This is a genomic window from Burkholderia sp. Bp8984, assembly GCF_003853755.1.
Lineage (GTDB): Bacteria > Pseudomonadota > Gammaproteobacteria > Burkholderiales > Burkholderiaceae > Burkholderia.
The window spans coordinates 44209-67292 of the sequence record NZ_QTQN01000009.1; the positions used below are offsets into that span (position 1 = coordinate 44209).

Here is a 23084-nt window from a genome sequence, read left to right on the forward strand (position 1 = left end):
ATGACAGGGTGTGCCGAGTGTACGCCAGAAGCCCGGACATACGGGCTAGGCGAAAACGCTTATTGGGAAGTTGTCGATATTTTATTGACAATGTGCGCTAACATTGCCGTCCGAACCGTGCCAGTCCGATGACGCAACCCCGCATTTATCCGCTCGGCGATGCCGCCCTCGTCTGCGAGGTACCGCCGCCCGCCACGCTCGATTGCCAGCGCCGCGTCTGGGCCGTCGCCGAGGTCGCGCGCGCGTGGCCCGACGTGATCGACGTCGTGCCGGGCATGAACAACCTGACGATCGTGTTCGACGCGCTCGCCACGACGGCCGACTCGCTCACGCCGGCGCTGCGCGACGCGTGGGAAACCGCCGACGTCGAGCACGCGGACGGCCGGGAAATCGACATCCCGGTCGAATACGGCGGTGCCGCCGGTCCCGACCTCGCGGCCGTCGCCGCGCACACCGGGCTGCCGGCCGACGAAGTCGTCGCGCGCCACGCGGCCGGCGCCTACGTCGTGTTCTTCGTCGGCTTCCAGCCGGGCTTCGCGTATCTCGGCGGCCTCGATGCGTCGCTGCACACGCCGCGCCGCGCGGCCCCGCGCCTCGAGGTGCCGGCCGGCTCGGTCGGCATCGGCGGCGCGCAGACGGGCATCTATCCGGCCACGTCGCCCGGCGGCTGGCAACTGATCGGCCGCACGTCGCACGTGCTGTTCGACCCGGCGCGGCCGCAGCCGACGCTGCTGCTGCCCGGCGACCGCGTGCGCTTCACCATTGCCGGAGTCGACGCGACATGAGCCAGAACACCGCACCGGGCACGATCGAGGTCGTCCGCGCCGGCCCGCTGTCGACCGTGCAGGATCTCGGCCGCCGCGGCACACGCCATCTCGGCGTCGCGCAGGGCGGCGCGCTCGACGGCCTCGCGCTCGAGGTCGGCAACCGGCTGGTCGGCAACCGCCCCGACGCGGCGGCCGTCGAAATCACGATCGGGCCGGCCGCGTTCCGCTTCACGCGCGCGACGCGCATCGCGATCACCGGCACCGAATTCGGCGCGACGCTCGACGGCCGGCCCGTGTATTCCTGGTGGAGCCTGCCGGTCGACGCCGGGCAGACGCTCGTGCTGCCGGCCGCGAAACGCGGCATGCGCGGCTACCTGTGCATCGCGGGCGGCATCGACGTACTGCCGATGCTCGGCTCGCGCAGCACCGATCTCGCGTCGCGCTTCGGCGGCCTCGGCGGCCGCGCGCTGCGCGACGGCGACCGGCTGCCGGTCGGCGTGCCGCCGGCCGGCGCCGGCTGCCTCGCGGCCGACGCGCCCGAATTCGGCGTGAAGGCGCCCGCGTGGTGCGCGTTCGTGCGCGTCGACGAACCGCCGCGCCGCCACCGGCCCGCGCATGCGCCGTGGGCGATGCCCGTGCGCGTGCTGCCGGGCCCCGACTACGCGTCGTTCGCGGCCGATTCGCAGCAGGCGTTCTGGGACGAGGAATGGCTCGTCACCGCGAACAGCAACCGGATGGGCTATCGTCTCGCCGGCGCCGAACTGGTGCGCGAGCGGCCGGTCGAGCTGCTGTCGCACGCGGTGCTGCCCGGCACGATCCAGGTGCCGCCGAACGGCCAGCCGATCGTGCTGATGCACGATGCGCAGACCACCGGCGGCTATCCGAAGATCGGCACGGTGATCCGCGCGGATCTCTGGAAACTCGCACAGGCGCGGCTCAACCTGCCGATCCGCTTCGTGCGCACGACACCCGACGCCGCGCGCGCCGCCCTGGTCGCAGAACGTGCCTATCTGCGCCAGATCGACGTCGCGATCGAGATGCGCGAGGAAACGCGCCGCCGCGCGCAATCGCGCGCAGCGTGACAATGACGGAAGCAGGACGAAGGACGCGCCACGCACCCGTGGACGAGGAACATCATGGAAATCGATCTGAATGCCGATCTCGGTGAAGGATGCGGATCGGACGAGGCGCTGCTCGACCTCGTCACGTCGGCGAACATCGCGTGCGGCTGGCATGCAGGCGGCGCCAATGCGATGCGCGACTGCGTGCGCTGGGCCGTGCAGAAAGGCGTGTCGATCGGCGCGCACCCGAGCTTTCACGACCCGGAGAATTTCGGCCGCAAGGAAATGCAGCTGCCGGCCGGCGACATCTATGCGGGCGTGCTGTACCAGCTCGGCGCGCTGTCGGCGATCGCGCAGGCCGAGGGCGGCCGCATCGCGCACGTGAAGCCGCACGGCGCGCTGTACAACCAGGCCGCGCGCGACCCGCTGATCGCCGACGCGGTGGTGTCCGCGATCCACGACTTCGATCCGTCGCTGGCCGTGTTCGGGCTCGCGAACAGCGTGTTCGTCGCGGCCGCGCGCCACGCGGGGCTCGCCGCGGTGGAGGAAGTATTCGCCGACCGCGGCTACCGCGCGGACGGCTCGCTCGTGCCGCGCAACCAGCCCGGCGCGCTGATCGACGATGAAGAAGCGGTGCTCGCGCGCACGCTCGACATGGTGCGCGAGCGGCAGGTGCGGGCAGTGAGCGGCGAGTGGGTGCCGCTCAACGCGCAAACGGTCTGCCTGCACGGCGACGGCCCGCATGCGCTCGCGTTCGCGAAGCGGATCCGCGCGGCGCTCGAAGCGGCGGGTGTCGATGTCGTCGCGCCCGGCGCGCTGCAGGCCGGCGAAGACGCATGATGACGTGACGCGTCGTCGAAGCGCTCAGCCGTCGCAGGTCGAAAACCGCCGCCACAAAAGAAAAAAGCGCCCTCGTGGCGCTTTTCTGTTGGCGCAATCGCCGCGGACTTCGCCGTCTGTCGATTCGCCCCCCGAAACCGTCTGTCGACGGTGACCGGAAACATGCTCCGGATCAAAAAACGTCCGCCGCCGCCCGCTTGCTGCTTCCCCCGGTCGGACGACGGAACGTTGCTTATGCCGCAAGTCTGTCGCATGCATTTGTTGTGCCGACGATGTTTGGCCCCGCCGTGCATGCAGACACTCCGCGGCCGGCACGTTACATACGTGCCGGCTACGCTAACCCCGCGCTTTGTTTTCTGCTACCCCGTAGAACTTATCTATTCTTTTCATTTTTTCAACTTGTGGGATGAAGAATAGAGATTGGCAGAACCGGATGTCAATCGTTTTAAACGCTATTTCCTGAAGATTCGAGGGTTTTCCTTATCGAGCCGCGTGGCCGCGCGGGCGCCTCGCAGCGCGTGCATCTCGTCGATCAAACAGGGGAGGATCGGCGCGCGGTGCGCGGCGCCATCAGTTCGCGTCGACCTGATACCCTTGCTGGCGCAACAATTCGAGCACGCCGCGCGGGCCGCCCAGATGCAGCGCGCCGATGGCCACGAATACCGGCCGGTTCGGCGCGGCGATTGCCGTCATCCGTGCAACGAAGCGCCGGTTGCGCTCGTACAGGATCTTGTTGTCGATCGACGCCGACAGCGCCTTCGAACGGGCCAGCCGCTCGCTCTTCGCGACCGCCCACGCCGAGATCGCGTCGGCGTCGCCAATTCGCCACAGCCGGTGCAGCGCCTTGATGTCGTCGGCGTTCTGCGCCGGGGTCTGCACCATGTCCTGCGCGAGCATCTCGCGCTGCTCGGCGAGCGTCAGCCCGGTGAACGCGCGCATCTGCTCGGCGAGCGTCTCGAGCCCGATCACGCGGCCGCCCTTCTTCTTCAGGAACACGTTCTGCAGCTGCGCCTCGGTGCCGTACTCGGTCTGCAGGCCGGCCGCCAGCGAGTCGTAGGTTTCGACGACCAGCGCCGCGAGCCACGGCCGCATCCGGCGGATCTCCGCGAGCGCGGCCGGGTTGCCGCGCAGGCGCGCCGCGAGGCGCTGCCACTGCGGCTCGGGCAGCAGGCGCTGCAGGCACGGGTAGCGGCACACGCCGTACTTCGACACGTCGTCCTGCGATTCGAGGAGGTCATCCGGCGACAGTTCGAGCGCGAGCGTCGGCGACGCGGCGAGCGCCGCGAGGATGCGCGGCCGGAACGGCTGCGCGGGCGGATAGTCGGACGGGTCGCCCGTGTGCAGCGTGCCGAGCACGTACAGCGTGACCCTGCCCCGGGTCGCGACATAGAACGGCATGCGCGCGGGCTGCACGCGCACCGTGCCGCGCGCGACCGTGCCGTTCGACACGGACGGCACGTGGAAGCCCGGCAGGTTCATGCCGGGCGGCGGAACCTGCGACGGATGGATCGGCGAACTCGCCGGCGCGCGCCTTTCGGCACGCGCGGCGTCGACCGGGACCAGCACGCTGGCCGCCACGCACGCGCCGGCCAGCGCCGCGCCCGTGACCGTGCGCACGCTCCAGCGCCGTGCGTTGCGGCACGCGCGCATCACGCGCGCGCGGCCGCCCCCCGAACGGCGCACGCCAGGCGCGCGCGCCGCCAAACCATCAGGCATTCACCTCCCCTACCTCCTCGGCGCGATGGCAGGCCACGCGGCGTCCGTCGACGTCGCGCAGCTGCGGTTCCTCGACGCGGCAGCGCTCGACCGCGTACGGGCAGCGCTGGTGAAACGCGCAGCCCGACGGCGGATTGAGCGGCGACGGCAGCTCGCCCTGCAGCTTGATCTGCACGCGGCGGTCTTCCTCGAAGATCGCCGGCGTCGCCGACATCAGCGCGCGCGTGTACGGATGGCGCGGATGCGCGTAGATCGTCGCCTTGTCGCCGAGCTCGGCGACGCTGCCGAAGTACATCACCATCACGTCGTCGGCGACGTGCTCGACCACCGACAGGTTGTGCGAGATGAACACGTAGCTCGTCTTGAACTGCTCCTGCAGGTCCATGAACAGGTTCAGGATCTGCGCCTGGATCGACACGTCGAGCGCGGACACCGGTTCGTCGGCGACGACGATCCGCGGATCGAGGATCATCGCGCGCGCGATCGCGACCCGCTGGCGCTGGCCGCCCGAGAACATGTGCGGATAACGCTTCGCGTGCTCGGGCCGCAGGCCGACCGTGCGCATGATCTGCGCGACGCGCTGCGCGCGTTCGGCGGCCGTCAGGTTCGCGTTGATCTCGAGCGGCTCGGAGAGCGTCTGCTCGACGGTCTTGCGCGGGTTCAGCGACGCGAACGGGTTCTGGAACACCATCTGCACGCGACGGCGCAGGTCGGCGACCGTCTCGCGGCTCGCGCCGGCCACGTCCTTGCCGTCGATCGTCAGGTGGCCCGAGGTGGGCGTCTCGATCATCGTGAGCTGGCGCGCGAGCGTCGATTTCCCGCAGCCGGACTCGCCGACGACGGCGAGCGTCTTGCCGCGCTTGAGCGTGAACGACACGCCGTTCAGCGCTTTCACCGTGCCCTGCCCGAACATCCCGCGCTTGACCGTGTAGTGCTTCGCGAGCCGGTCGGCGACCAGCACCGCTTCCTCGTCGTGCGGCACGCGAGGCGTTTCGTGGACTGCATTCATCGTGCGCCTCCCGTCAGGTCGAGGTTGGAAACATTGAGCGGCTTGATGCAGCGCGCACGCATCGCATCGTTGGCCGGCACCAGCGTATCGAGCGCCGGACGCGCCTTGCGGCAATCGTCGACGACGTACTTGCAGCGCGGCGCGAACAGGCACCCGGACGGGCGATCATCGCGGCCCGGCACCATGCCCGGCAATGCGGCAAGGCGACGCGCCCCCTGATTGTGCTCGGGAATCGCCGCGAGCAGCGCTTCGGTATACGGATGATGGGGCGCACGGAAGATGTCCGGCACGCGATTGGTCTCGATGACCTCGCCCGCATACATCACCGCGACGCGCTGCGCGACCTCCGACACGACGGCCAGGTCGTGCGAGATCAGCACGAGCGCCATCCCGCGCTCCTTCTGCAGCTTCACGAGCAGGTCCATGATCTGCGCCTGGATCGTCACGTCGAGCGCGGTGGTCGGCTCGTCGGCGATCAGCAGCTTCGGGTTGCACGCGACCGCCATCGCGATCATCACGCGCTGGTTCATGCCGCCCGACATCTGGTGCGGGAACGCCGTGATGCGGTTCTTCGCATCCGGAATGCCGACCTGGTCGAGCAGCTCGAGCGCGCGCCGGTGCAGCGCGTCGCCGCGCAGGCCTTCGTGCAGCTTCAGCACCTCCTTGATCTGGTAGCCGACCGTGTAGCTCGGGTTCAGGCTCGTCAGGGCGTCCTGGAACACCATCGCGATGTCCTTGCCGACGATCTTGCGGCGCGCCTTCGGCGACGCCTTCAGCAGGTCCACGCCGTTGAACGTGACCTCGTCGGCCGTCACCTTGCCCGGCGCGTCGATCAGGCCCATCAGCGCCATCATCGTCACGCTCTTGCCCGAGCCCGATTCGCCGACGACACCCACCACCTCGCCCGGCGCGATCGACAGGTTGATCCGGTCGACCGCGGGCAGGCCGTTGAAGTTCACCGCGAGATTGCGGATAGTCAGTAGATCTTGGCTCATGGTCACGCCATCCGCTTCAGTTTGGGATCGAGCGCGTCGCGCAGCCCGTCGCCGAGCAGGTTGATCGCGAGCACCGAAATCAGGATCGACAGGCCGGGCATCGTCACGATCCACCACGCGTTGTCGATGTAGTCGCGCGCGGACGCGAGCATCGCGCCCCACTCGGCGGTCGGCGGCTGCACGCCGAGGCCGAGGAAGCCGAGCGCGGCCGCGTCGAGGATGGCCGACGAGAAGCCGAGCGTCGCCTGCACGATCAGCGGCGCCGTGCAGTTCGGCAGCACCTGCGAGAACATCAGGCGCAGCGTGCCGGCACCGGCCACGCGCGACGCCGTCACGTACTCCTTCTGCAGTTCGCCGAGCGCGGATGCGCGCGTGAGGCGCACGTAGGCCGGCAGCGCGACGATCGCGATCGCGAACATCGTGTTGGTGAGGCCCGGGCCGATGATCGCGACGACCGCGACCGCGAGCAGCAGCGACGGCAGCGCGAGCAGCACGTCCATGATGCGCATCACGGGCGTGTCGGCCCACTTCTGGAAGAACGCGGCGATCAGCCCGAGCACGATGCCGGGGATCAGCGCGAGCACGACCGACACGAAGCCGATCCAGAACGACATGCGCGCGCCGAACATCAGGCGCGAAAGGATGTCGCGGCCCGCTTCGTCGGTGCCGAGGATGAACTGCCAGTTGCCGCCCGCGAGCCATGCGGGCGGGATCTTCACGTAGTCGCGGTATTGCTCGACCGGGCTGTGCGGCGCGATCAGCGGCGCGAACAGCGCGACGAGGATCAGCACCAGCACGACGATGCCGGCGCCGACGGCGCCGCGGTTGCGCGAGAAATTGGCCCAGAACTCGCGCAGCGCGAGCGCACGGCCGCCGGCCGGCGCGGATTCGCTCGGCAGGGTGTTTTGCAGATTGCTCATGGAATTACCTCGTGTGGCGGATGCGCGGATTCAGCACGCCGTACAGCAGGTCGACGACCAGGTTCACGACGATCACGAGCGTCGCGATCAGCAGGATGCCGCCCTGGACGACCGGATAGTCGCGGCGGCCGATCGCATCGATCAGCCACTTGCCGACACCGGGCCACGAAAAGAGCGTCTCGGTCAGCACGGCGCCGGCCAGCAGCGTGCCGATCTGCAGGCCGATCACGGTGACGACCGGGATCAGCGCATTGCGCAGCGCATGCACGACGACCACGCGCACGGGCGACAGGCCCTTCGCGCGCGCCGTGCGGATGTAGTCCTCGCGCAGCACTTCGAGCATCGACGAGCGCGTCATCCGCGCGATCACCGCGAGCGGGATCGTGCCGAGCACGATCGCCGGCAGGATCAGGTGGCTGACCGCCGACTTGAACGCGCCTTCGTCGGGTGCGAGCAGCGCGTCGATCAGCATGAAACCGGTCGGATGCGGGAAATCGTATTCGACCGCGATGCGGCCCGACACGGGCGTCCAGCCGAGGTACGACGAAAACACCATGATGAGGATCAGCCCCCACCAGAAGATCGGCATCGAGTAGCCGGTGAGCGCGGTGCCCATCACGCCGTGATCGACGACCGAGCCGCGCCGCAGCGCGGCGATCACGCCGGCCGGCAGCCCGACCGCGAGCGCGAACACGAGCGCGCACAGCGACAGTTCGACGGTCGCCGGGAAGCGCGCGAAGAATTCGCCCGCGACGCTGGTGTTGGTGATGATCGACGTGCCGAGGTCGCCATGCAGCGCCCGGCCGATGTAGTGGATGTACTGCAGGGGCAGCGGCTGGTCGAGCCCGAGGCGTTTCATGGCCTCCGCATGCATCGCGGGATCGACGCCGCGCTCGCCCATCATCACTTCGATGGGGTCGCCCGGTATCAGGTGAATCAGCGCAAACGCCAGGATGGTGATGCCGATGAAGGTCGGGATCACCATGCCCACGCGGCGCAACACGAATGTGAACATGATGCGTCTCGTATTTTCTTGTGGGAAATGTACGACCGGCGACGAGGGGCTTTTGGCCCCTCGTCGCCGGATGATTTCAAGCCGGTCTTCTCAAGACGACAGCTTACGCCAGGCCGGTTACTTCACGCTGACACCGTCGAAACGCGCATAGCCGAGCGGCTCGATGCGCATGTCGACCACGTTCTTGCGTACCGGCTGGTAGACCGTCGAGTTCGCGATCGGCGAGAACGGCAGCTGCTGCGCGAAGATCTGCTGGGCCTGCGTGTAGATCTTCGTGCGCGCGTCCTGGCCCGTCGTCGTGCGACCCTTCTGGATCAGGTCGTCGAACGGCTTGTAGCACCAGTGCGAGAAGTTGTTGCCCTTGATCGCCTCGCAGCCGAGCAGCGTGCCGAGCCAGTTGTCGGGGTCGCCGTTGTCGCCCGTCCAGCCGATCAGCATCGTGTCCTGCTCGCCCGTGTGCGCGCGCTTGATGTACTCGCCCCACTCGTACGTGACGATCTTCGCCTTCACGCCGATCTTCGCCCAGTCGGCCTGGATCATCTCGGCCATCAGGCGGGCGTTCGGGTTGTATGCGCGCTGCACCGGCATCGCCCACAGCGTGATGTCGAAACCGTTCGGATAGCCGGCCTTCGCGAGCAGCGCCTTCGCCTTCTCGGTGTCGTTCGGGGCCATCTTCAGGTTCTTGTCGTACGACCATTGGGTCGGCGGCATCGGCGCGGTGGCGGCCTGGCCGGCACCCTGATAGACGGATTCGAGAATCGCCTTCTTGTTGATCGCCATGTCGAGCGCCTGACGCACTTCGAGCTTGTCGACCGGCTTGTGCTCGACGTTGTACGCGAGGTAGCCGAGGTTGAAGCCCGGCTGCGACGGCATGTCGATGCCCGAGTCGGCCTTCAGCGCCGCGATGTCGGCCGGACGCGGATAGCTCATCACCTGGCATTCGTTGCGCTTGATCTTCTGCACGCGCACGCCCGGGTCGGGCGTGATCGAGAAGATCAGCTTCGACAGCTTCACCGCGCCCTTCTTCCAGTAATCAGGATTGCCATCGAAACGGATCGTCGCGTCCTTCGTATAGCTGCGGAAGATGAACGGGCCCGTGCCGACCGGCTTCTGGTTGATGTCGGCGGCCTTGCCGGCCTTCATCAGCTGGTCGCCGTACTCGGCCGACAGGATCGACGCGAATTCCATCGCCATGTTCTGGATGAACGGCGCGTTCGGCTCGGACAGCGTGAACTTCACGGTGTACGGATCGACCTTCTCGATCTTCGTGATCAGCTTGTCGAGGCCCATGTCGGTGAAGTACGGGAACGACACCGGGTAGGCCTTGCGGAACGCATTGTTCGGATCGAGCATGCGCTCGAACGAGAACACGACGTCGTCCGCGTTGAATTCACGCGTCGGCTTGAAGAAGTCGGTCGTGTGGAACTTCACGCCATGACGCAGGTGGAACGTGTACACCTTGCCGTCGGACGAGACGTCCCACTTCTCGGCGAGGCCGGGCTCGACCTTGGTGCCGCCGCGCTCGAATTCGACGAGGCGGTTGTAGACGGTGAACGTGGCGGCGGTGAAATCGACGCCGGTCGTGAATTGCGCGGAATCAAAACCCGCCGGGCTGCCTTCTGAGCAGTAGACGAGCGTTTTGTTCGGGATCTGTGCGAATGCAGAACCCGCGACGCCGAGCGATGCCGCTGCCACGCCTGCGATGGCGGTAACACGCAGGGTGTGCAACAGACGGTTGTATTCCATGTTTCCTCCAGGTCTCCAGATCGGAACCGGTCCCCCTGGGGGCCGGGTACGCGGATATTACTTGAGCTAGCGATTTTGCAACAAGCTGGAGAAAAAACTCTTCTAGACGCGCATCCACGCGGGTTTTTGCCGATGTCTTGCACACGCGAAAAGTGCCTCTGCGCGCACGAGCGGCCATTTCGTTCATCCCGCGCATGTTTCGTTCGACAACTAAACAATTCGGGCGCGAACGCAGAGGGTTGTCGCGCCGTGTTCGCAGCCAGTCCGCACATCGTTGCGGCTTCCGAAACGATGCATGCGATGCAATGCAACCGTCAGGCCGGCGCGTCGAGATCCGCGCTGCGCGCGGGCACGAATGCGACCGCGACGATCGACAGTGCGATTCCCGCCATCACGTAATAGGTCGGTGCGAGCGGCGTGCCCGTCACCTTGATCAGCCACGTGACGATGAACTGCCCGAAACCGCCGAACAGCATCACCGCGACGTTGTACGCGATCGACAGCCCGGTCGAGCGCACGTTGGCCGGGAACAGCTCGGCGATCATCGCGCCGAACGGCCCGTAGTAGCCGGCGAGCGTCACCGACAGCACGGCCTGCACCACGATCAGCCGCGCGATGCTCGGCGCCGCGTCGAGCCACGCGAACAGCGGATACATCAGCACGAGTGTCAGCACGAGCGACCACAGCGACAGCCCCTTGCGGCCGATGCGGTCCGACCATGCGCCCGCGACCGGCGACAGCACCATCAGCAGCAGGTTGCCGATGATCACCGCATAGAACGATTGCGCATACGGCAGCTTCAGCTGCTTCACCGCGAAGGTCGGCAGATAGCTGATCAGCACGTAGACCGTCACCGTCAGCGCGATCACCGAGCCGAGCCCGCACAGCACCTCGCGCGGATGGCGCGTGAACACTTCGCCGAGCGTTGCGCGGCGTGCGCTTTGCTGCGCATGCAGGAACGCTTCGGAATCGGCGAGATGACGGCGGATGTAGAAACCGATCGGGCCGATCACGAGCCCGAGGATGAACGGCACGCGCCAGCCCCAACTGCGCAGCGCGTCGTGCGACAGCCCGCGCGTGACGGCCGCGCCGACGAGCGCGCCGATCAGCAGCGCACCCGCCTGGCTCGCCATCTGCCAGCTGCCGTAGAAGCCGCGTTTCGAGAACGGCGCGGCTTCGATCAGCAGCGCCGTTGCGCTGCCGAATTCACCGCCCGCCGAGAAGCCTTGCAGCAGGCGGCCGAGCACGATCAGGAGCGGGCCGCCGATGCCGATCGCCGCATAGGGCGGCGCGATCGCGAGCAGGAAGATGCCGGCCGTCATCAGCAGGATCACGAGCGACAGCGCGGCCTTGCGGCCCGCGCGGTCGGCGTACAGCCCGAACACGATGCCGCCGATCGGGCGCATGAAGAACGCGACGCCGAAGGTCGCGGTGGTCAAGAGCAGCGACGAGTATTCGCTGGTCGTCGGGAAGAACAGTTCGGCGATCACGACGGTCATGAAGCCGAACACCGTGAAGTCGTACCACTCGAGCGCGTTGCCGATCACGGCGGCGACTACCGCGCGGCGGTTCAGCGCGCGCTCGGGCCGGATCGTTTTCGTTGAATTCGCAATCGTCGCCATGCGAGCCTCGTTCTCGTGAATCCGCCGTATCGGGCGCGGCGCGCGGAGGGCCCGCGGCGCGTTGGTTTGCAGCGAGTGTAGAAAGCGACGGAACCGTTTTCAAGCATAAAAAACGCCCGCCATCGTCCGATGGCGGGCGTTTTGCGGTTTTCGCCACATTGCGGCATCGCACGATGCCGCCGCGGGCATCAACCCATCTTCGAGAATGCGCTGCACCAGCCCTTCGCCGATACCTGCTTGCCCGGGAATGCACCGCACGGGCCCGACGCCGAGCCCTTCTTGCCCTGGTACAGCATGCAGGCCGCGCAATCCTGGCCCGCTGCGTATTTCGGATACTTCGTCTTGTCGACCTTCGTCGCATCGGCCTTGTAGCCGAGCGCCACGGCGGTCGGATCCGTTTCCGACAGCATCGGCGCATCGGCCAGCGCTTCGCGCGACAGCGCCAGCGCGGACACGGCGCCGATGCTCGTGATCAGGAAACTCCGACGGGATGTTTTCATGGGGGACTCGCTCCAACGTTATCGGTTTGAAAGCCGTTCTGGCGACGGCCGTTCAACAGAATAACGCTCAAGCGCATGAATGTGCGCGCCGAAATGCCGGAGATAAGGGATTTCACACAAGGGATTTCACACGGGTCTCGCCCGGGGTTTCGCACGGCCGGCCCGCACGGATGCGGGCCGTGAGTGTCAGCCATGCGACGTCATGTCGGCGACGCGCTGCCCGAGCGCGAGCGACGCGGTCAGCCCCGGCGACTCGATGCCGAACAGGTTCACGAGGCCGCGCACGCCGTGCTGCGCCGTGCCCTGCACGATGAAGTCGGCCGGCGGCTCGCCGGGCCCCGCGAGCTTCGGCCGGATCCCCGCGTAGGCCGGCTGCAACGCGTCGTCCGGCAGGTCGGGCCAGTACGTGCGGATCGACGTGTAGAACGCCTGCGCGCGCGCCGGATCGACTTCGTAGCGCAGCGCATCGACCCACTCGACGTCCGGGCCGAAGCGCGCCTGCCCGGCGAGATCGAGCGTCAGGTGCACACCGAGCCCCGCGCGGTCGGGTATCGGATAGACGAGATGCGAGAACGGCGCGCGGCCGGACAGGCTGAAGTAGTTGCCGCGCGCGAGATAGAGCGGCGGCACCCATCGCGGATCGAGGCCACGCGTGCGGCGCGCGAGCGCCTGCGCGCCGAGGCCCGCGCTGTTGATCACGCACGCGGCCTCGATTTCGGTCGGCGCGTCGCCGCCGGTGCGCACGACGAAGCGGCCGCCGCGCAACACGTCGATCGACTCTACCGGGGATTTCAGCGCGCACACCGCGCCGTCGCGCTCCGCGTCGCCGAGCAGCGCGAGCATCAGCTGGTGGCTGTCGACGATGCCGGTGCTCGGCGAAAACAGCGCCTCCACGCAATCGAGCGCGGGCTCGAGCGTCTGCGCCTCGGTACGCGTGAGCGGCATCAGGTCGAGCACGCCGTTTTCCGCCGCGCGTGCGGCGATCGCCTTCAACTGCTTCACCTGCGCGGCGCTCGTCGCGACGAGCAGCTTGCCCACGCGCCGGTGCGGCACGTGACGCGTCTCGCAGAACTCGTACAGCAGGTCGCGCCCGCGCACGCACGACATCGCCTTCAGCGAGCCGCGCGAGTAGTAGAGCCCCGCGTGAATCACCTCGCTGTTGCGCGAACTCGTGCCCGTGCCGATTGCGTCGGCCGCCTCGAGCACGATCGTTTCGCGTCCGCGCGCGGCCAGCTCCCGCGCAATCGCAAGACCGACGACACCCGCGCCGATCACCACACAATCCATCTGCTCCATGGCGTTTCGCGTCGCTCACGCGTCGAGGGGAGAGAAGAGAATTGTACGTCCCGGTTCGCCCGCCTGCCGAACGCGCTTGCATCGGCATGTCGCGTGCGCCGCGCCGCACGGCGCGACGCGCGCAGGCCGCGGCGAGGCGCGCGCCGCCGGCTCAGAACCCGATCGGCCGGCGCTTCGCCGCGCCCTCGTCGGCGCGGATGTCGGACGGTGCGATCACGTCCCGGCCGTCGAGCCGCGCGGCGCCGAACGCATGCAGCAGCGCACGGCGCATCGTGCGCGGCGGCGTCGCGGCCAGCACGTCGAGCGCGTCGTCGTCGAGCGTGTCGGGGAAGCGCCGCCCCCACGCGTGCGACGTGCGGATCTCGTCGTAGATCGTCTGCGCGATCCGGCGCGCGCCGGCCGCGTCCGGCGGCGCGATCTCGTACACGTTCATCCGGTTCAGCAGCGGCTCCGGGATCGCCTGCGCATCGTTCGCGGTCGCGACCCAGATCACGTTGCCCGCATCGATCGGCACCTCGGCGAATTCGTCGACGAACGCGCGCGCGGTGTCGTGCTCGAGCAACGCGTACAGCGCGCCGAGCGGATCGTATTGCGCGTCGCTGCCCGCCTTGTCGATCTCGTCGACCGCGATCACCGGGTTCGCGTAGCTGCCGTTGACGAGCGCTTCGAACACCTTGCCGGGCTTCGCGTTCTTCCATTGCGACGATGCGCCCGACAGGATCCAGCCGGCTGTCAGCGAACTCATCGGCACGTAGTGGTACGCGGTGCCGAGCAGCTGCGCGAGCGCCTTCGCGAAATGCGTCTTGCCGATGCCGGGCGGCCCGAGCAGCAGGATCGGCATCAGTTCGAGCCGGTCGTCGGTCTCGAGGCACAGCGCGACCTGCTTGCGCACGTCGTCGAGGGGTTCGGTGAAATTGGGCAGCGCGTCGCCGAGTTCGTCGAACGACGGCATCCGGTTCGGCTTCACGCAAAAGCGCAGATTGCCGGTCTTGAGCATCCGCTCGTAGGTGGCGCGCAGTGCGTCGCTCGCGCTCTCGTTCAGCTCGTTCAACGCGGTCTCGACCTGCTCGAGGTCGTACACCGTGCTGAAGGACGCCACCGCCAGTTCCTGTTTCACCATCGCCGTCGTCATACCAACCTCGCCACTGCTGCCGTCACACGATCATCAGACCCTTACGATTTCAGTGTAGCGATCCCGCATCGGCGTGCAAGCAAGCAGCCACCGCGGTCTGCTGCTAACACCGTGCGCGCGCTGCGGCGTCGCGCCGCGCGGCGTATGATCGATGGTTCACCGGCCGTCGCGCCGGCCTCGCCACGGCGCCCGCACGGCGCCGCGCGCTTCGTCTCGAAGGGTTGCCGATGTCCGTCCCCGCTGCTGCCCCGCGCGTCGATCCCGACGCGACCCACGCCGTCGACGCTGTCGACGCCGCGCTCAAGTCGCGCCGCGCGATTCGCGCGTTCCTGCCGACGCCCGTGCCGCGCGACACGCTCGAGGCAATCCTCGAAGCCGCGAGCCGCGCGCCGTCGGGCACCAACATCCAGCCGTGGCACGTGTACGTCGCGACCGGCACGACCCGCGACGCGCTCGCCGCGGCCCTCACAGCGGCATACGACGATCCGGCGCGCGACGAGAAATACGTCGCCGAGTACGACTACTATCCGCGCGAATGGGTGTCGCCGTACATCGACCGGCGCCGCAAGGTCGGCTGGGACCTGTATGGTCTGTTGAACATCGGCCGCGACGAAAAGGCCCGCATGCACGCGCAGCATGCGCGCAACTTCCGCTTCTTCGATGCGCCGGTCGCACTGTTCTTCACGCTCGACCGCGTGATGACGCACGGCGCATGGCTCGACTGCGGGATGTTCCTGCAGGGCGTGATGACGGCCGCGCGCGCACGCGGCCTCGACACCTGCCCGCAAGCCGCGTTCGTGCCGTTCCACCGGATCGTCGCCGAGCATCTCGGCATCCCGGCCAACGAGCAACTCGTGTGCGGGATGTCGCTCGGCCATGCGGACCCGCACGCGATCGAGAACCGCCTCGTCACCGAGCGCGCGAGCGTCGCCGAGTTCGCGCGCTTTTTCGCTTGAAAACGCGTGACGCGCACCTACCTTTCGATCAGGACCAGATCGTGCTGCGAACCCGCGGCGACGCATCGTGTCACGCGACCGTCCGGATCGATCGGGCGTAAGATGTGCGTCCGTTCCCCGCTACCCCGCGTTTCCGGAGAAGTTTCATGCTGAAACACGGCCTGGCCGTCCTGCTCGCGAGCGCCGCGCTCGCGGCCCATGCGCAGAGCGCCGCACCGGCAGCCGTCGCATGGGAGATCGAGGTGGTGCGCGACGGTCAGACGATCGACACGTTCCAGCAACGCACCACCGTCGGTCAGACCCGCACCGACACCCATCGCTATCCGTCCGCCGTGCCCGTCGGCTGCGGCAACGCCGCGCGCGTCGTGCCGACCGAGCGCTCGCGCTCGGTGACGGTCGCGCCGCTCACCGTCGACGACGCCGCCCGCACCGTGTCGCTCGCGCTCGACGTGCAGGAAACCCTCGACGACGAAAACGCGACGCGCAGCGATCCGTGCGTGCCCGCGTCGCCGCGGCAGATCGTCGCGAGCCATCCGGGGCTGTCGGTCGGCGGCGACGCATGGACCGACTGGACGCTCGTCGAGCAACGCCCGCATCTCGTCTACCGCGTGCGCGCGCACGTCGCGAAGGACTGAGCGCCATGTCCGCCGACGCCCTGTCCCTCCCGTTCGCCGAACCGCACGCCGCGCCCGACGAAATCACCGCGGTCAGCTGGAACCTGCACAAGGGCCGCTCGCCGCTCGGCTTCACCGCATGGAACGCGATGCGCAACTGGATGCAGTCGACGCACGCCGACGTGTATTTCCTGCAGGAAGCGATGGCGCGCCGCATGCCGCGTCCGATGCTCGCCCCCGGCTTCGGCGCGCCGATGGACGACGCGGTCGACGACGTGTGGCACTGCCAGGCCACCGAGATCGCGCAAGCGCTCGACTGGCAGATCGCGCTCGGACCGAACGTGTTCAAGCCGTCGTGGCGGCACGGCAACGCGATCCTGTCGCCGCACCCGCTCGACCTCGGCGGCCGCTGGGATATCTCCGCGCACCGCTTCGAGCGGCGCGGGCTGCTGGTCGCGCGCGCGACGCTCGCCGGCGCGCGGCCCGTCACGCTCCTGTGCGCGCACCTCGCGCTCACGCGTGCGGCGCGGCTGCGCCAGATGCACTGGATCGCGCACTGGATCGTGCGCAACGCGGGCGACGACCCGCTCGTGCTCGCCGGCGACTTCAACGACTGGCGCAACGATTCGGTCGCGCTGTTCGCCGAGATCGGGCTGTCCGAGGTCGCGACGCTGCTCGGCGAGTCGGGCCGCACGTTCCCCGCGTTCTCCCCGGCGCTCGCGCTCGACAAGATGTTCGTGCGCGGGCTGACGCCGCTCGAATGGCAGGCGCCGTCCGGCGAAACCGCGTGGCTGTCGGACCACCTGCCGTATATCGCGCGGCTGCGCCTCGATTCGCAGTGACGCGGCAGCACCGCATGCCCGCGACTACCGAAGCGCATATCGCAGCGGCCGGTTCACCTGCCTGACCGGCTCGAAAGCGTGCGCGTTCCGGACCAGCGTGTTCGCGGCGCGAAGCTCGCTGCCGATTACTGAAAGCTGTTTGCAAGATTCCGTTGCGCCAAATCCGCGCAGCCGCGCGGGTCAAGCCCGCATCTGCCCCAAGCAGGGTAAAATAAAGAGTTCCTCAAACGTCTGTCATCGAGAAGGCGCGTGTCCGACGCGCCGGCCGGCCGATCCGCGATCGGGCCGACGCACTCGGTTTTTTTGCCCGTTTTTGGGCCCGTTACACGCGTCCGCTACGCGCGTCCGTTTTCAAAGCCATGAGCAAATACGACACCGCCACCGTCCAATCCGTCCATCACTGGACCGACACGCTTTTCAGCTTCACCTGCACCCGTGAGCCGAGCCTGCGCTTCAACAACGGCGAATTCACGATGGTCGGCCTCGAGGTCGACGGCAAGCCGCTCGCGCGTGCCTACTCGATCGTCAGCCCGAACTACGAAGAGCACCTCGAATTCTTCAGCATCAAGGTCCAGAACGGCCCGCTGACGTCGCGCCTGCAGCACCTGAAGGTGGGCGACTCGGTGCTGATCGGCAAGAAGCCGACCGGCACGCTCGTCGCCGACAACCTGCTGCCCGGCAAGACGCTGTGGATGCTGTCGACCGGCACGGGCCTCGCGCCGTTCATGTCGATCATCCGCGACCCGGACATCTACGAACGCTTCGACAAGGTCATCCTGACGCACACCTGCCGCCTGAAGGGCGAGCTGGCGTACATGGACTACATCAAGCACGACCTGCCGGGCCACGAGTATCTCGGCGACATCATCAAGGAAAAGCTCGTCTACTACCCGACGGTCACGCGCGAAGCGTTCGACAACGAGGGCCGGATCACCGACCTGATCGCGACGGGCAAGCTGTTCACGGACCTCGGCGTGCCGGCGTTCTCGCCGGAAAACGACCGCGTGATGCTGTGCGGCAGCACCGCGATGCTGAAGGACACGACCGACCTGCTGAAGCAGGCCGGCCTCGTCGAAGGCAAGAACAGCGCGCCGGGTCACTACGTGATCGAGCGTGCATTCGTGGACTGATCGAACCCCGAATTTGTGCCGTATCAAGAACCGGAGCAAAAGCTCCGGTTTTTTTTCGTCCCTACTTGGCGAATTCGTAACAAACTGGGACTATTCCATGTCAAATCGTTACATTTGGATACGCGCAGCGCCGGTGCTTTCGTGTCGGTGTTTTTCCTACAGCCCGCTTCATTCCGATTATTCACATTTACCCTTAAACCTCCGTCTGACATGACCTTTTCAAAATTTTTGAGATATTATTCGGCCCGCATGGTTGGCGTCGGGACGGTCATTGAAGGGTCGGACTCAAACGTTACAAGTTGTAACTTCTGTTACCTCGGCAAGGGGCGATTCTCTGACGGCGACCGTCATCGAAACGGCAGCCGATCCACGCAGCCAGCCGGTGCCCGAACCGCTTTCTGACAGCAGGGAGAGTCATGGATACGTCGCTCAACGCGCCCCCGGGCGCCCACGCCCCGTTCCCGTCGCAGCCGCGCGTGCCTCGCGACGGCGCGGCAGCAGCCCCCGTGGCCGAAGCCCTGCCCAACCGCGACACGTCCGCCGCCCGGATCGCGGCGCTGTCTCTTCAGCTGACGGCCGCCGACGAAGCGGCCCGCCGCCATCTGGCCGGCGAACTGCATGACGGGCTCGGCGCCGAACTCACCGCCGCGCGTTTCGCGCTCGCAAACGTTCAAACCTGGCTGCCGGCCGATGCGCCGGAGGGCTGCCTGCGCGCGCTCGAGCTGGCGCAGCGGTCGCTCGACGCCGCGACCGACGCCAACCGCAGGCTGATCGACGAGCGCGACACGCCGGCACTCGACGGCGGCGTCGTCGGCGCACTGTCGACGTGGGCCGACAGCCACGCGGCCCGCACTGGCCTGCGTACGAGCTTCGTCTGCGCGGCCGACGCGCGGCTCACGCAACTCGGCGGCGCCGGCGCGCTCGCGATCTTCCGTGTCGCTCAAGAAGCACTGTCGAACGTCGCGAAGCATGCGCGCGCGACGTCCGTCGACGTACAGATCGATACGGACGACACGCATCTGTCCCTGATCGTCACCGACGACGGGACCGGTTTTACCCGCAGCCGGCGCGCCGGCTACGGCCTCGCCGGGATGCGCGCACGCTGCGAGGCGTTCGGCGGCAGCTTCGACGCGCGTGCGCCGGAAGCGGGCCGCGGCACGCGCGTCATCGCGCGCTTCGCGTGGGACTCGCTGTTCGCGGTACCGGCCGCAGCGCGCCGCGCGTCGCTTTCGTGAGGTCGCCATGAGCCTGAACATCCTGCTCGTGGACGATCATGCGATCGTCCGCCAAGGGATCCGCCACCTGCTGATCGACCGCGGTGTCGCGCGCGACGTGACCGAAGCCGAGACCGGCAGCGATGCGATGGCCGCCATCGACCGCCAGGCCTTCGACGTGATCCTGCTCGACATCTCGCTGCCGGACGCGAACGGCATCGAGGTGCTCAAGCGCATCAAGCGCAAGCTGCCGGGCGCGCCGGTGCTGATGTTCTCGATGTACCGCGAGGACCAGTACGCGGTGCGCGCGCTGAAGGCCGGCGCCTCCGGCTACCTGTCGAAGACGGTGAATGCCGCGCAGATGATCGGCGCGATCCAGCAGGTCGCGGCCGGCCGCAAGTACGTGAGCCCGGCGATGGCCGAGGCGCTCGCCGAATACGTGTCGTTCGAGAACGAACCGCTGCCGCACGAGAAGCTGTCCGACCGCGAATACCAGACGCTCTGCATGCTCGCGTCGGGCAAGCGCCTCACCGACATCGCGAACACGCTGTCGCTGTCGGTGAAGACGGTCAGCGTTTACCGGTCGCGGCTGCTCGAGAAGATGCGGCTGTCGAACAACGCGGAACTGACGTTCTACGTGATGAGCAACCGGCTCGTCGAGATGACGCCCGCGTCGGGCGCCTGATCCGCCGGATTCACCGGAATCGCGCCGTTCACCGCGCCGGCCTGCGCCGCGCCGGCGCCGGCCGCCGAATGCTGCGCGCAAGCGCTTGTTTTGTCGGGCGATTCCGGAGCACGCCGCTGCGCCGCAGCGGGTCTTTCACGCCAAATCGGCTAAAATTGCGGGTTTTCACTCACTCGGCGCCGCCGCGCTCGCGCGCGCCGGAGACACATCCGCAATGTCCCTCTTCCGCAAGAAAAACGTCGATCGCATGATCGCCGGCGCGCACGGCGCCGGGCTCAAGAAAGCGCTCGGCGCAATCGACCTCACCTTCCTCGGCATCGGCGCGATCATCGGCACCGGCATCTTCGTGCTGACCGGCACGGGCGCCGTGCAGGCCGGCCCCGCGCTGATGCTGTCGTTCGTGATCGCCGCGATCGCATGCGGCCTCGCGGCGCTGTCGTACGCCGAATTCGCGTCGACGATTCCGGTCGCGGGCTCGATCTACACGTACTCGTACGCGACGCTCGGCGAGCTCGTCGCGTGGATCATCGGCTGGGACCTGATGCTCGAATACGGCCTCGCGGCGTCGGCCGTGTCGGTCGGCTGGTCGGGCTATCTGCAGTCGCTGCTGCAGGGCTTCGGGCTCTCGCTGCCGACCGTGCTGACGGCCGCACCCGGCGCGATTCCGGGCGTCGTCACGTGGTTCAACCTGCCGGCGTTCCTCGTGATGCTGGTGATCACGACGCTGCTGTCGATCGGCATCCGCGAGTCGACCCGCATCAACAACATCATGGTGTTCATCAAGGTGTCGGTGGTGCTGCTCGTGATCGCGGTCGGCGTGTTCCACGTGACGCCCGCGAACTGGAAGCCGTTCATGCCGCACGGCTGGAACGGCGTGTTCGGCGCCGCGGCCGTGATGTTCTTCGCGTTCATCGGCTTCGACGCGGTGTCGTCCGCGGCCGAGGAAGTGAAGAACCCGAAGCGCGACCTGCCGATCGGCATCATCGCGTCGCTCGCGGTGTGCGCGGTGCTGTACGTGACGGTCGCGGCGGTCGCGACCGGCATCGTGCCGTCGGCGCAGTACGCGAACGTGTCGCACCCGATCTCGTATGCGCTGCAGATCGCCGGCGAGAAGTGGGTCGCGGGCTTCATCGACCTCGGCGCGGTGCTCGGCATGCTGACCGTGATCCTCGTGATGAGCTACGGCCAGACGCGGATCATCTTCGCGATGTCGCGCGACGGGCTGCTGCCGGCGACGCTGTCGCGCGTGCATCCGCGCTACGCGACGCCCTTCCTGACGACCTGGCTCGTCGGCCTGTTCTTCGGGCTGATCGCCGCGCTCGTGCCGCTCAACGTGCTCGCCGAGCTGATCAACATCGGCACGCTCGCCGCGTTCTCGATGGTGTCGATCGCGGTGCTGGTGCTGCGCCGCACGCACCCGGAACTGCCGCGCGCGTTCCGTTGCCCGGGCGTGCCGGTGGTGCCGATCCTCGCGGTCGGCGCGTGCCTGTTCCTGATGCTGAACCTGCAGCCCGTCACGTGGGCCGCGTTCGGCATCTGGCTCGTGATCGGCCTCGTGATCTACTTCCTGTATTCGCGGCGCCACTCGAAGCTCGCGCACGGTCACCACGACGCGCATTGACCGCCGCCGCTGCGCGCGCACGCCGCGCGCAGCACCCAGCGTGTAGCGGTACGACGCCACGCCGGGCCGGCACCGGTGCCGTGCGCCCCGCTCCCTCCCGCCTGAATCGTCCCCGCCCGAATCGTCCCCGCCACAGGCGCACCCGCGCGGGCGGCGCGACATGCGCCGCTTCGCCCCGCCCGCGCACGATCGCTGCCCGATCGTCGCGATTTCTTGCCCGATCGTCCGGATTTGCCGCCACGATCTGCACGCTGCCGGCACGCGCGCGCCGGCCGGTTCATAATCCCGCCATCGAACGACGGCCCGGCCCGGCGGGCCGTCCGGCAACAGGAACAGGATGATGGAAAGCGTCGATCTCGATGTACTGAAATCCAGCGCGCGCTGGCTCGACGAAGGGCGCCGCGTGCTGCTCGTGACGGTCGTGAAGACATGGGGCTCGTCGCCGCGCCCCGAAGGCGCGATGCTCGCGGTGCGCGAGGACGGGCTCGTGGTCGGCTCCGTGTCCGGCGGATGCATCGAGGACGACCTGATCGCCCGCGTGCATGCGAGCGGGATCGCGGCCGACGCGCGCCCGGAAGCCGTCAAGTACGGCGTGACGGCCGAGGAAGCGCACCGCTTCGGGCTGCCCTGCGGCGGCACGATCCAGCTCGTGCTGGAGCCGCTCACGCGCGACAGCGGGATCGCCGCGTTGTGCGCGGAAGTCGAAGCCGGCCGCCTCGTCACGCGCACGATGACGCTCGCGACCGGGCGCGCGTCGCTGGCACCCGCGCAGGCGACCGACGGGCTCGCGTTCGACGGCGAGCGGCTCGTGACGATCCACGGGCCGCGCTACCGGATGCTCGTGATCGGCGCCGGGCAGTTGTCGCGCTATCTGTGCCAGATCGCGGTCGGCCTCGACTATCAGGTGACGGTTTGCGATCCGCGCGAGGAATACACGGATGCGTGGGATGTGCCGGGCACGCGCGTCGTGCACACGATGCCCGACGACACGGTGCTCGACATGAAGCTCGACGCGCGTTCGGCCGTGATCGCGCTCACGCACGACCCGAAGCTCGACGATCTCGCGCTGATGGAGGCGTTGAAGACGCCCGCGTTCTACGTGGGCGCGCTCGGCTCGCGACGCAACAATGCGGCGCGGCGCGAGCGGCTGCTCGAATTCGACCTGAGCGAGGCGGAACTTGCGCGGCTGCACGGGCCGGCCGGCATCTACATCGGCAGCCGCACGCCGCCCGAAATCGCGATCTCGATCCTCGCCGAAGTGACTGCCGCGAAGAACAACGTGTCGCTGCCGACGATCCTGCAGGTCGAGGGCGCGAAGGCCGCCCGCGAGATCGCGGCAAACGGCGGCACGGCCTGCGGCCTCTGAGGCCCCCTCCAAACCGGTCGCTTCGCGCCAGCCCCCC

At 68.0% G+C, this 23084-nt stretch carries 21 protein-coding genes and 1 pseudogene; 12 read left to right on the forward strand and 10 right to left on the reverse strand.

Annotated elements, in window-relative coordinates; translation table 11 throughout:
- Nucleotides 1-128: 128 nt before the first annotated feature.
- The 3 genes from pxpB to pxpA are packed head-to-tail and all read left to right on the forward strand — an operon-like array spanning nt 129 to nt 2668.
- Complete coding sequence (gene pxpB, locus DID98_RS11805) at nt 129-785, forward strand: 5-oxoprolinase subunit PxpB (RefSeq protein ID WP_124570737.1); 657 nt, start codon at nt 129-131, stop codon at nt 783-785.
- A complete protein-coding gene (locus DID98_RS11810; RefSeq protein ID WP_124520540.1) occupies nt 782-1849 on the forward strand; it encodes a biotin-dependent carboxyltransferase family protein in 1068 nt (355 codons plus the stop codon). The genes pxpB and DID98_RS11810 overlap by 4 nt, the downstream gene beginning before the upstream one ends.
- A 54-nt stretch (nt 1850-1903) precedes the next feature.
- Nucleotides 1904-2668 carry a 5-oxoprolinase subunit PxpA gene (pxpA, locus tag DID98_RS11815; RefSeq protein ID WP_124486658.1) on the forward strand — a complete coding sequence of 255 codons (765 nt, stop codon included), beginning with the start codon at nt 1904-1906 and terminating at the stop codon, nt 2666-2668.
- Nucleotides 2669-3238: 570 nt separating this feature from the next.
- Here the strand turns inward: pxpA and DID98_RS11820 are convergent.
- From DID98_RS11820 to DID98_RS11865, 10 genes are all read right to left on the reverse strand, one after another.
- A complete protein-coding gene (locus DID98_RS11820) occupies nt 3239-4384 on the reverse strand; it encodes a TraB/GumN family protein (protein WP_124486659.1) in 1146 nt (381 codons plus the stop codon).
- Nucleotides 4377-5393: a peptide ABC transporter ATP-binding protein gene (locus DID98_RS11825; RefSeq protein WP_124570738.1), complete on the reverse strand. Its 1017-nt coding sequence runs from the start codon at nt 5391-5393 to the stop codon at nt 4377-4379. The genes DID98_RS11820 and DID98_RS11825 overlap by 8 nt, the downstream gene beginning before the upstream one ends.
- Nucleotides 5390-6388, reverse strand: coding sequence for an ABC transporter ATP-binding protein (locus tag DID98_RS11830; protein WP_044848857.1), 999 nt, complete (start codon nt 6386-6388; stop codon nt 5390-5392). Before DID98_RS11830 ends, DID98_RS11825 begins: the two co-directional genes overlap by 4 nt.
- A 2-nt stretch (nt 6389-6390) precedes the next feature.
- Nucleotides 6391-7308 (reverse strand): ABC transporter permease subunit, encoded by a 918-nt coding sequence (locus DID98_RS11835; RefSeq protein WP_044848856.1) that lies wholly within the window; start codon nt 7306-7308, stop codon nt 6391-6393.
- A 4-nt stretch (nt 7309-7312) separates the two neighbouring features.
- Nucleotides 7313-8323 carry an ABC transporter permease subunit gene (locus DID98_RS11840; RefSeq protein WP_044848855.1) on the reverse strand — a complete coding sequence of 337 codons (1011 nt, stop codon included), beginning with the start codon at nt 8321-8323 and terminating at the stop codon, nt 7313-7315.
- Nucleotides 8324-8440: 117 nt separating this feature from the next.
- Nucleotides 8441-10069 carry an ABC transporter substrate-binding protein gene (locus tag DID98_RS11845; protein WP_124570739.1) on the reverse strand — a complete coding sequence of 543 codons (1629 nt, stop codon included), beginning with the start codon at nt 10067-10069 and terminating at the stop codon, nt 8441-8443.
- A gap of 314 nt (nt 10070-10383) precedes the next feature.
- Entirely contained in the window at nt 10384-11691 is a 1308-nt protein-coding gene (locus tag DID98_RS11850) for an MFS transporter (protein WP_124570740.1), read from the reverse strand.
- A 188-nt stretch (nt 11692-11879) separates the two neighbouring features.
- Nucleotides 11880-12191, reverse strand: a complete 312-nt coding sequence (locus DID98_RS11855; RefSeq protein WP_021163765.1) for a high-potential iron-sulfur protein — start codon at nt 12189-12191, stop codon at nt 11880-11882.
- Nucleotides 12192-12377: 186 nt separating this feature from the next.
- The gene (locus DID98_RS11860; RefSeq protein WP_124486661.1) at nt 12378-13487 is read right to left on the reverse strand and encodes an NAD(P)/FAD-dependent oxidoreductase; all 1110 of its coding nucleotides are present in this window, start codon (nt 13485-13487) and stop codon (nt 12378-12380) included.
- A 151-nt stretch (nt 13488-13638) separates the two neighbouring features.
- Complete coding sequence (locus tag DID98_RS11865; protein ID WP_044848851.1) at nt 13639-14619, reverse strand: AAA family ATPase; 981 nt, start codon at nt 14617-14619, stop codon at nt 13639-13641.
- A gap of 227 nt (nt 14620-14846) precedes the next feature.
- Here DID98_RS11865 and DID98_RS11875 point away from each other — a divergent pair, with 227 nt between their 5' ends.
- From DID98_RS11875 to DID98_RS11915, 9 genes and pseudogenes are all read left to right on the forward strand, one after another.
- Nucleotides 14847-15575, forward strand: a complete 729-nt coding sequence (locus DID98_RS11875; RefSeq protein ID WP_124570742.1) for a nitroreductase — start codon at nt 14847-14849, stop codon at nt 15573-15575.
- 146 nt (nt 15576-15721) lie between these two features.
- Nucleotides 15722-16210, forward strand: a complete 489-nt coding sequence (locus DID98_RS11880; RefSeq protein ID WP_124570743.1) for a hypothetical protein — start codon at nt 15722-15724, stop codon at nt 16208-16210.
- Between the two features lie 5 nt (nt 16211-16215).
- Complete coding sequence (locus tag DID98_RS11885) at nt 16216-17031, forward strand: endonuclease/exonuclease/phosphatase family protein (RefSeq protein WP_124486665.1); 816 nt, start codon at nt 16216-16218, stop codon at nt 17029-17031.
- Nucleotides 17015-17140 (forward strand): annotated as a pseudogene (locus DID98_RS36225) (LysE family translocator); the annotation flags it as partial. The gene DID98_RS11885 and the pseudogene DID98_RS36225, both read left to right, overlap by 17 nt.
- A 250-nt stretch (nt 17141-17390) precedes the next feature.
- Nucleotides 17391-18161: a ferredoxin--NADP reductase gene (locus tag DID98_RS11895; RefSeq protein WP_059535031.1), complete on the forward strand. Its 771-nt coding sequence runs from the start codon at nt 17391-17393 to the stop codon at nt 18159-18161.
- Nucleotides 18162-18577: 416 nt separating this feature from the next.
- On the forward strand, nt 18578-19396 hold the full coding sequence (gene rqpS, locus DID98_RS11900) for a quorum system sensor histidine kinase RqpS (protein ID WP_124570744.1): 819 nt from the start codon (nt 18578-18580) through the stop codon (nt 19394-19396).
- A 7-nt stretch (nt 19397-19403) separates the two neighbouring features.
- On the forward strand, nt 19404-20060 hold the full coding sequence (rqpR, locus tag DID98_RS11905) for a response regulator transcription factor RqpR (RefSeq protein ID WP_124486667.1): 657 nt from the start codon (nt 19404-19406) through the stop codon (nt 20058-20060).
- Nucleotides 20061-20274: 214 nt separating this feature from the next.
- Entirely contained in the window at nt 20275-21681 is a 1407-nt protein-coding gene (locus DID98_RS11910; RefSeq protein WP_124520544.1) for an amino acid permease, read from the forward strand.
- Nucleotides 21682-22021: 340 nt separating this feature from the next.
- A complete protein-coding gene (locus DID98_RS11915; RefSeq protein ID WP_124570745.1) occupies nt 22022-23047 on the forward strand; it encodes an XdhC family protein in 1026 nt (341 codons plus the stop codon).
- The last annotated feature ends 37 nt before the right edge of the window (nt 23048-23084 follow it).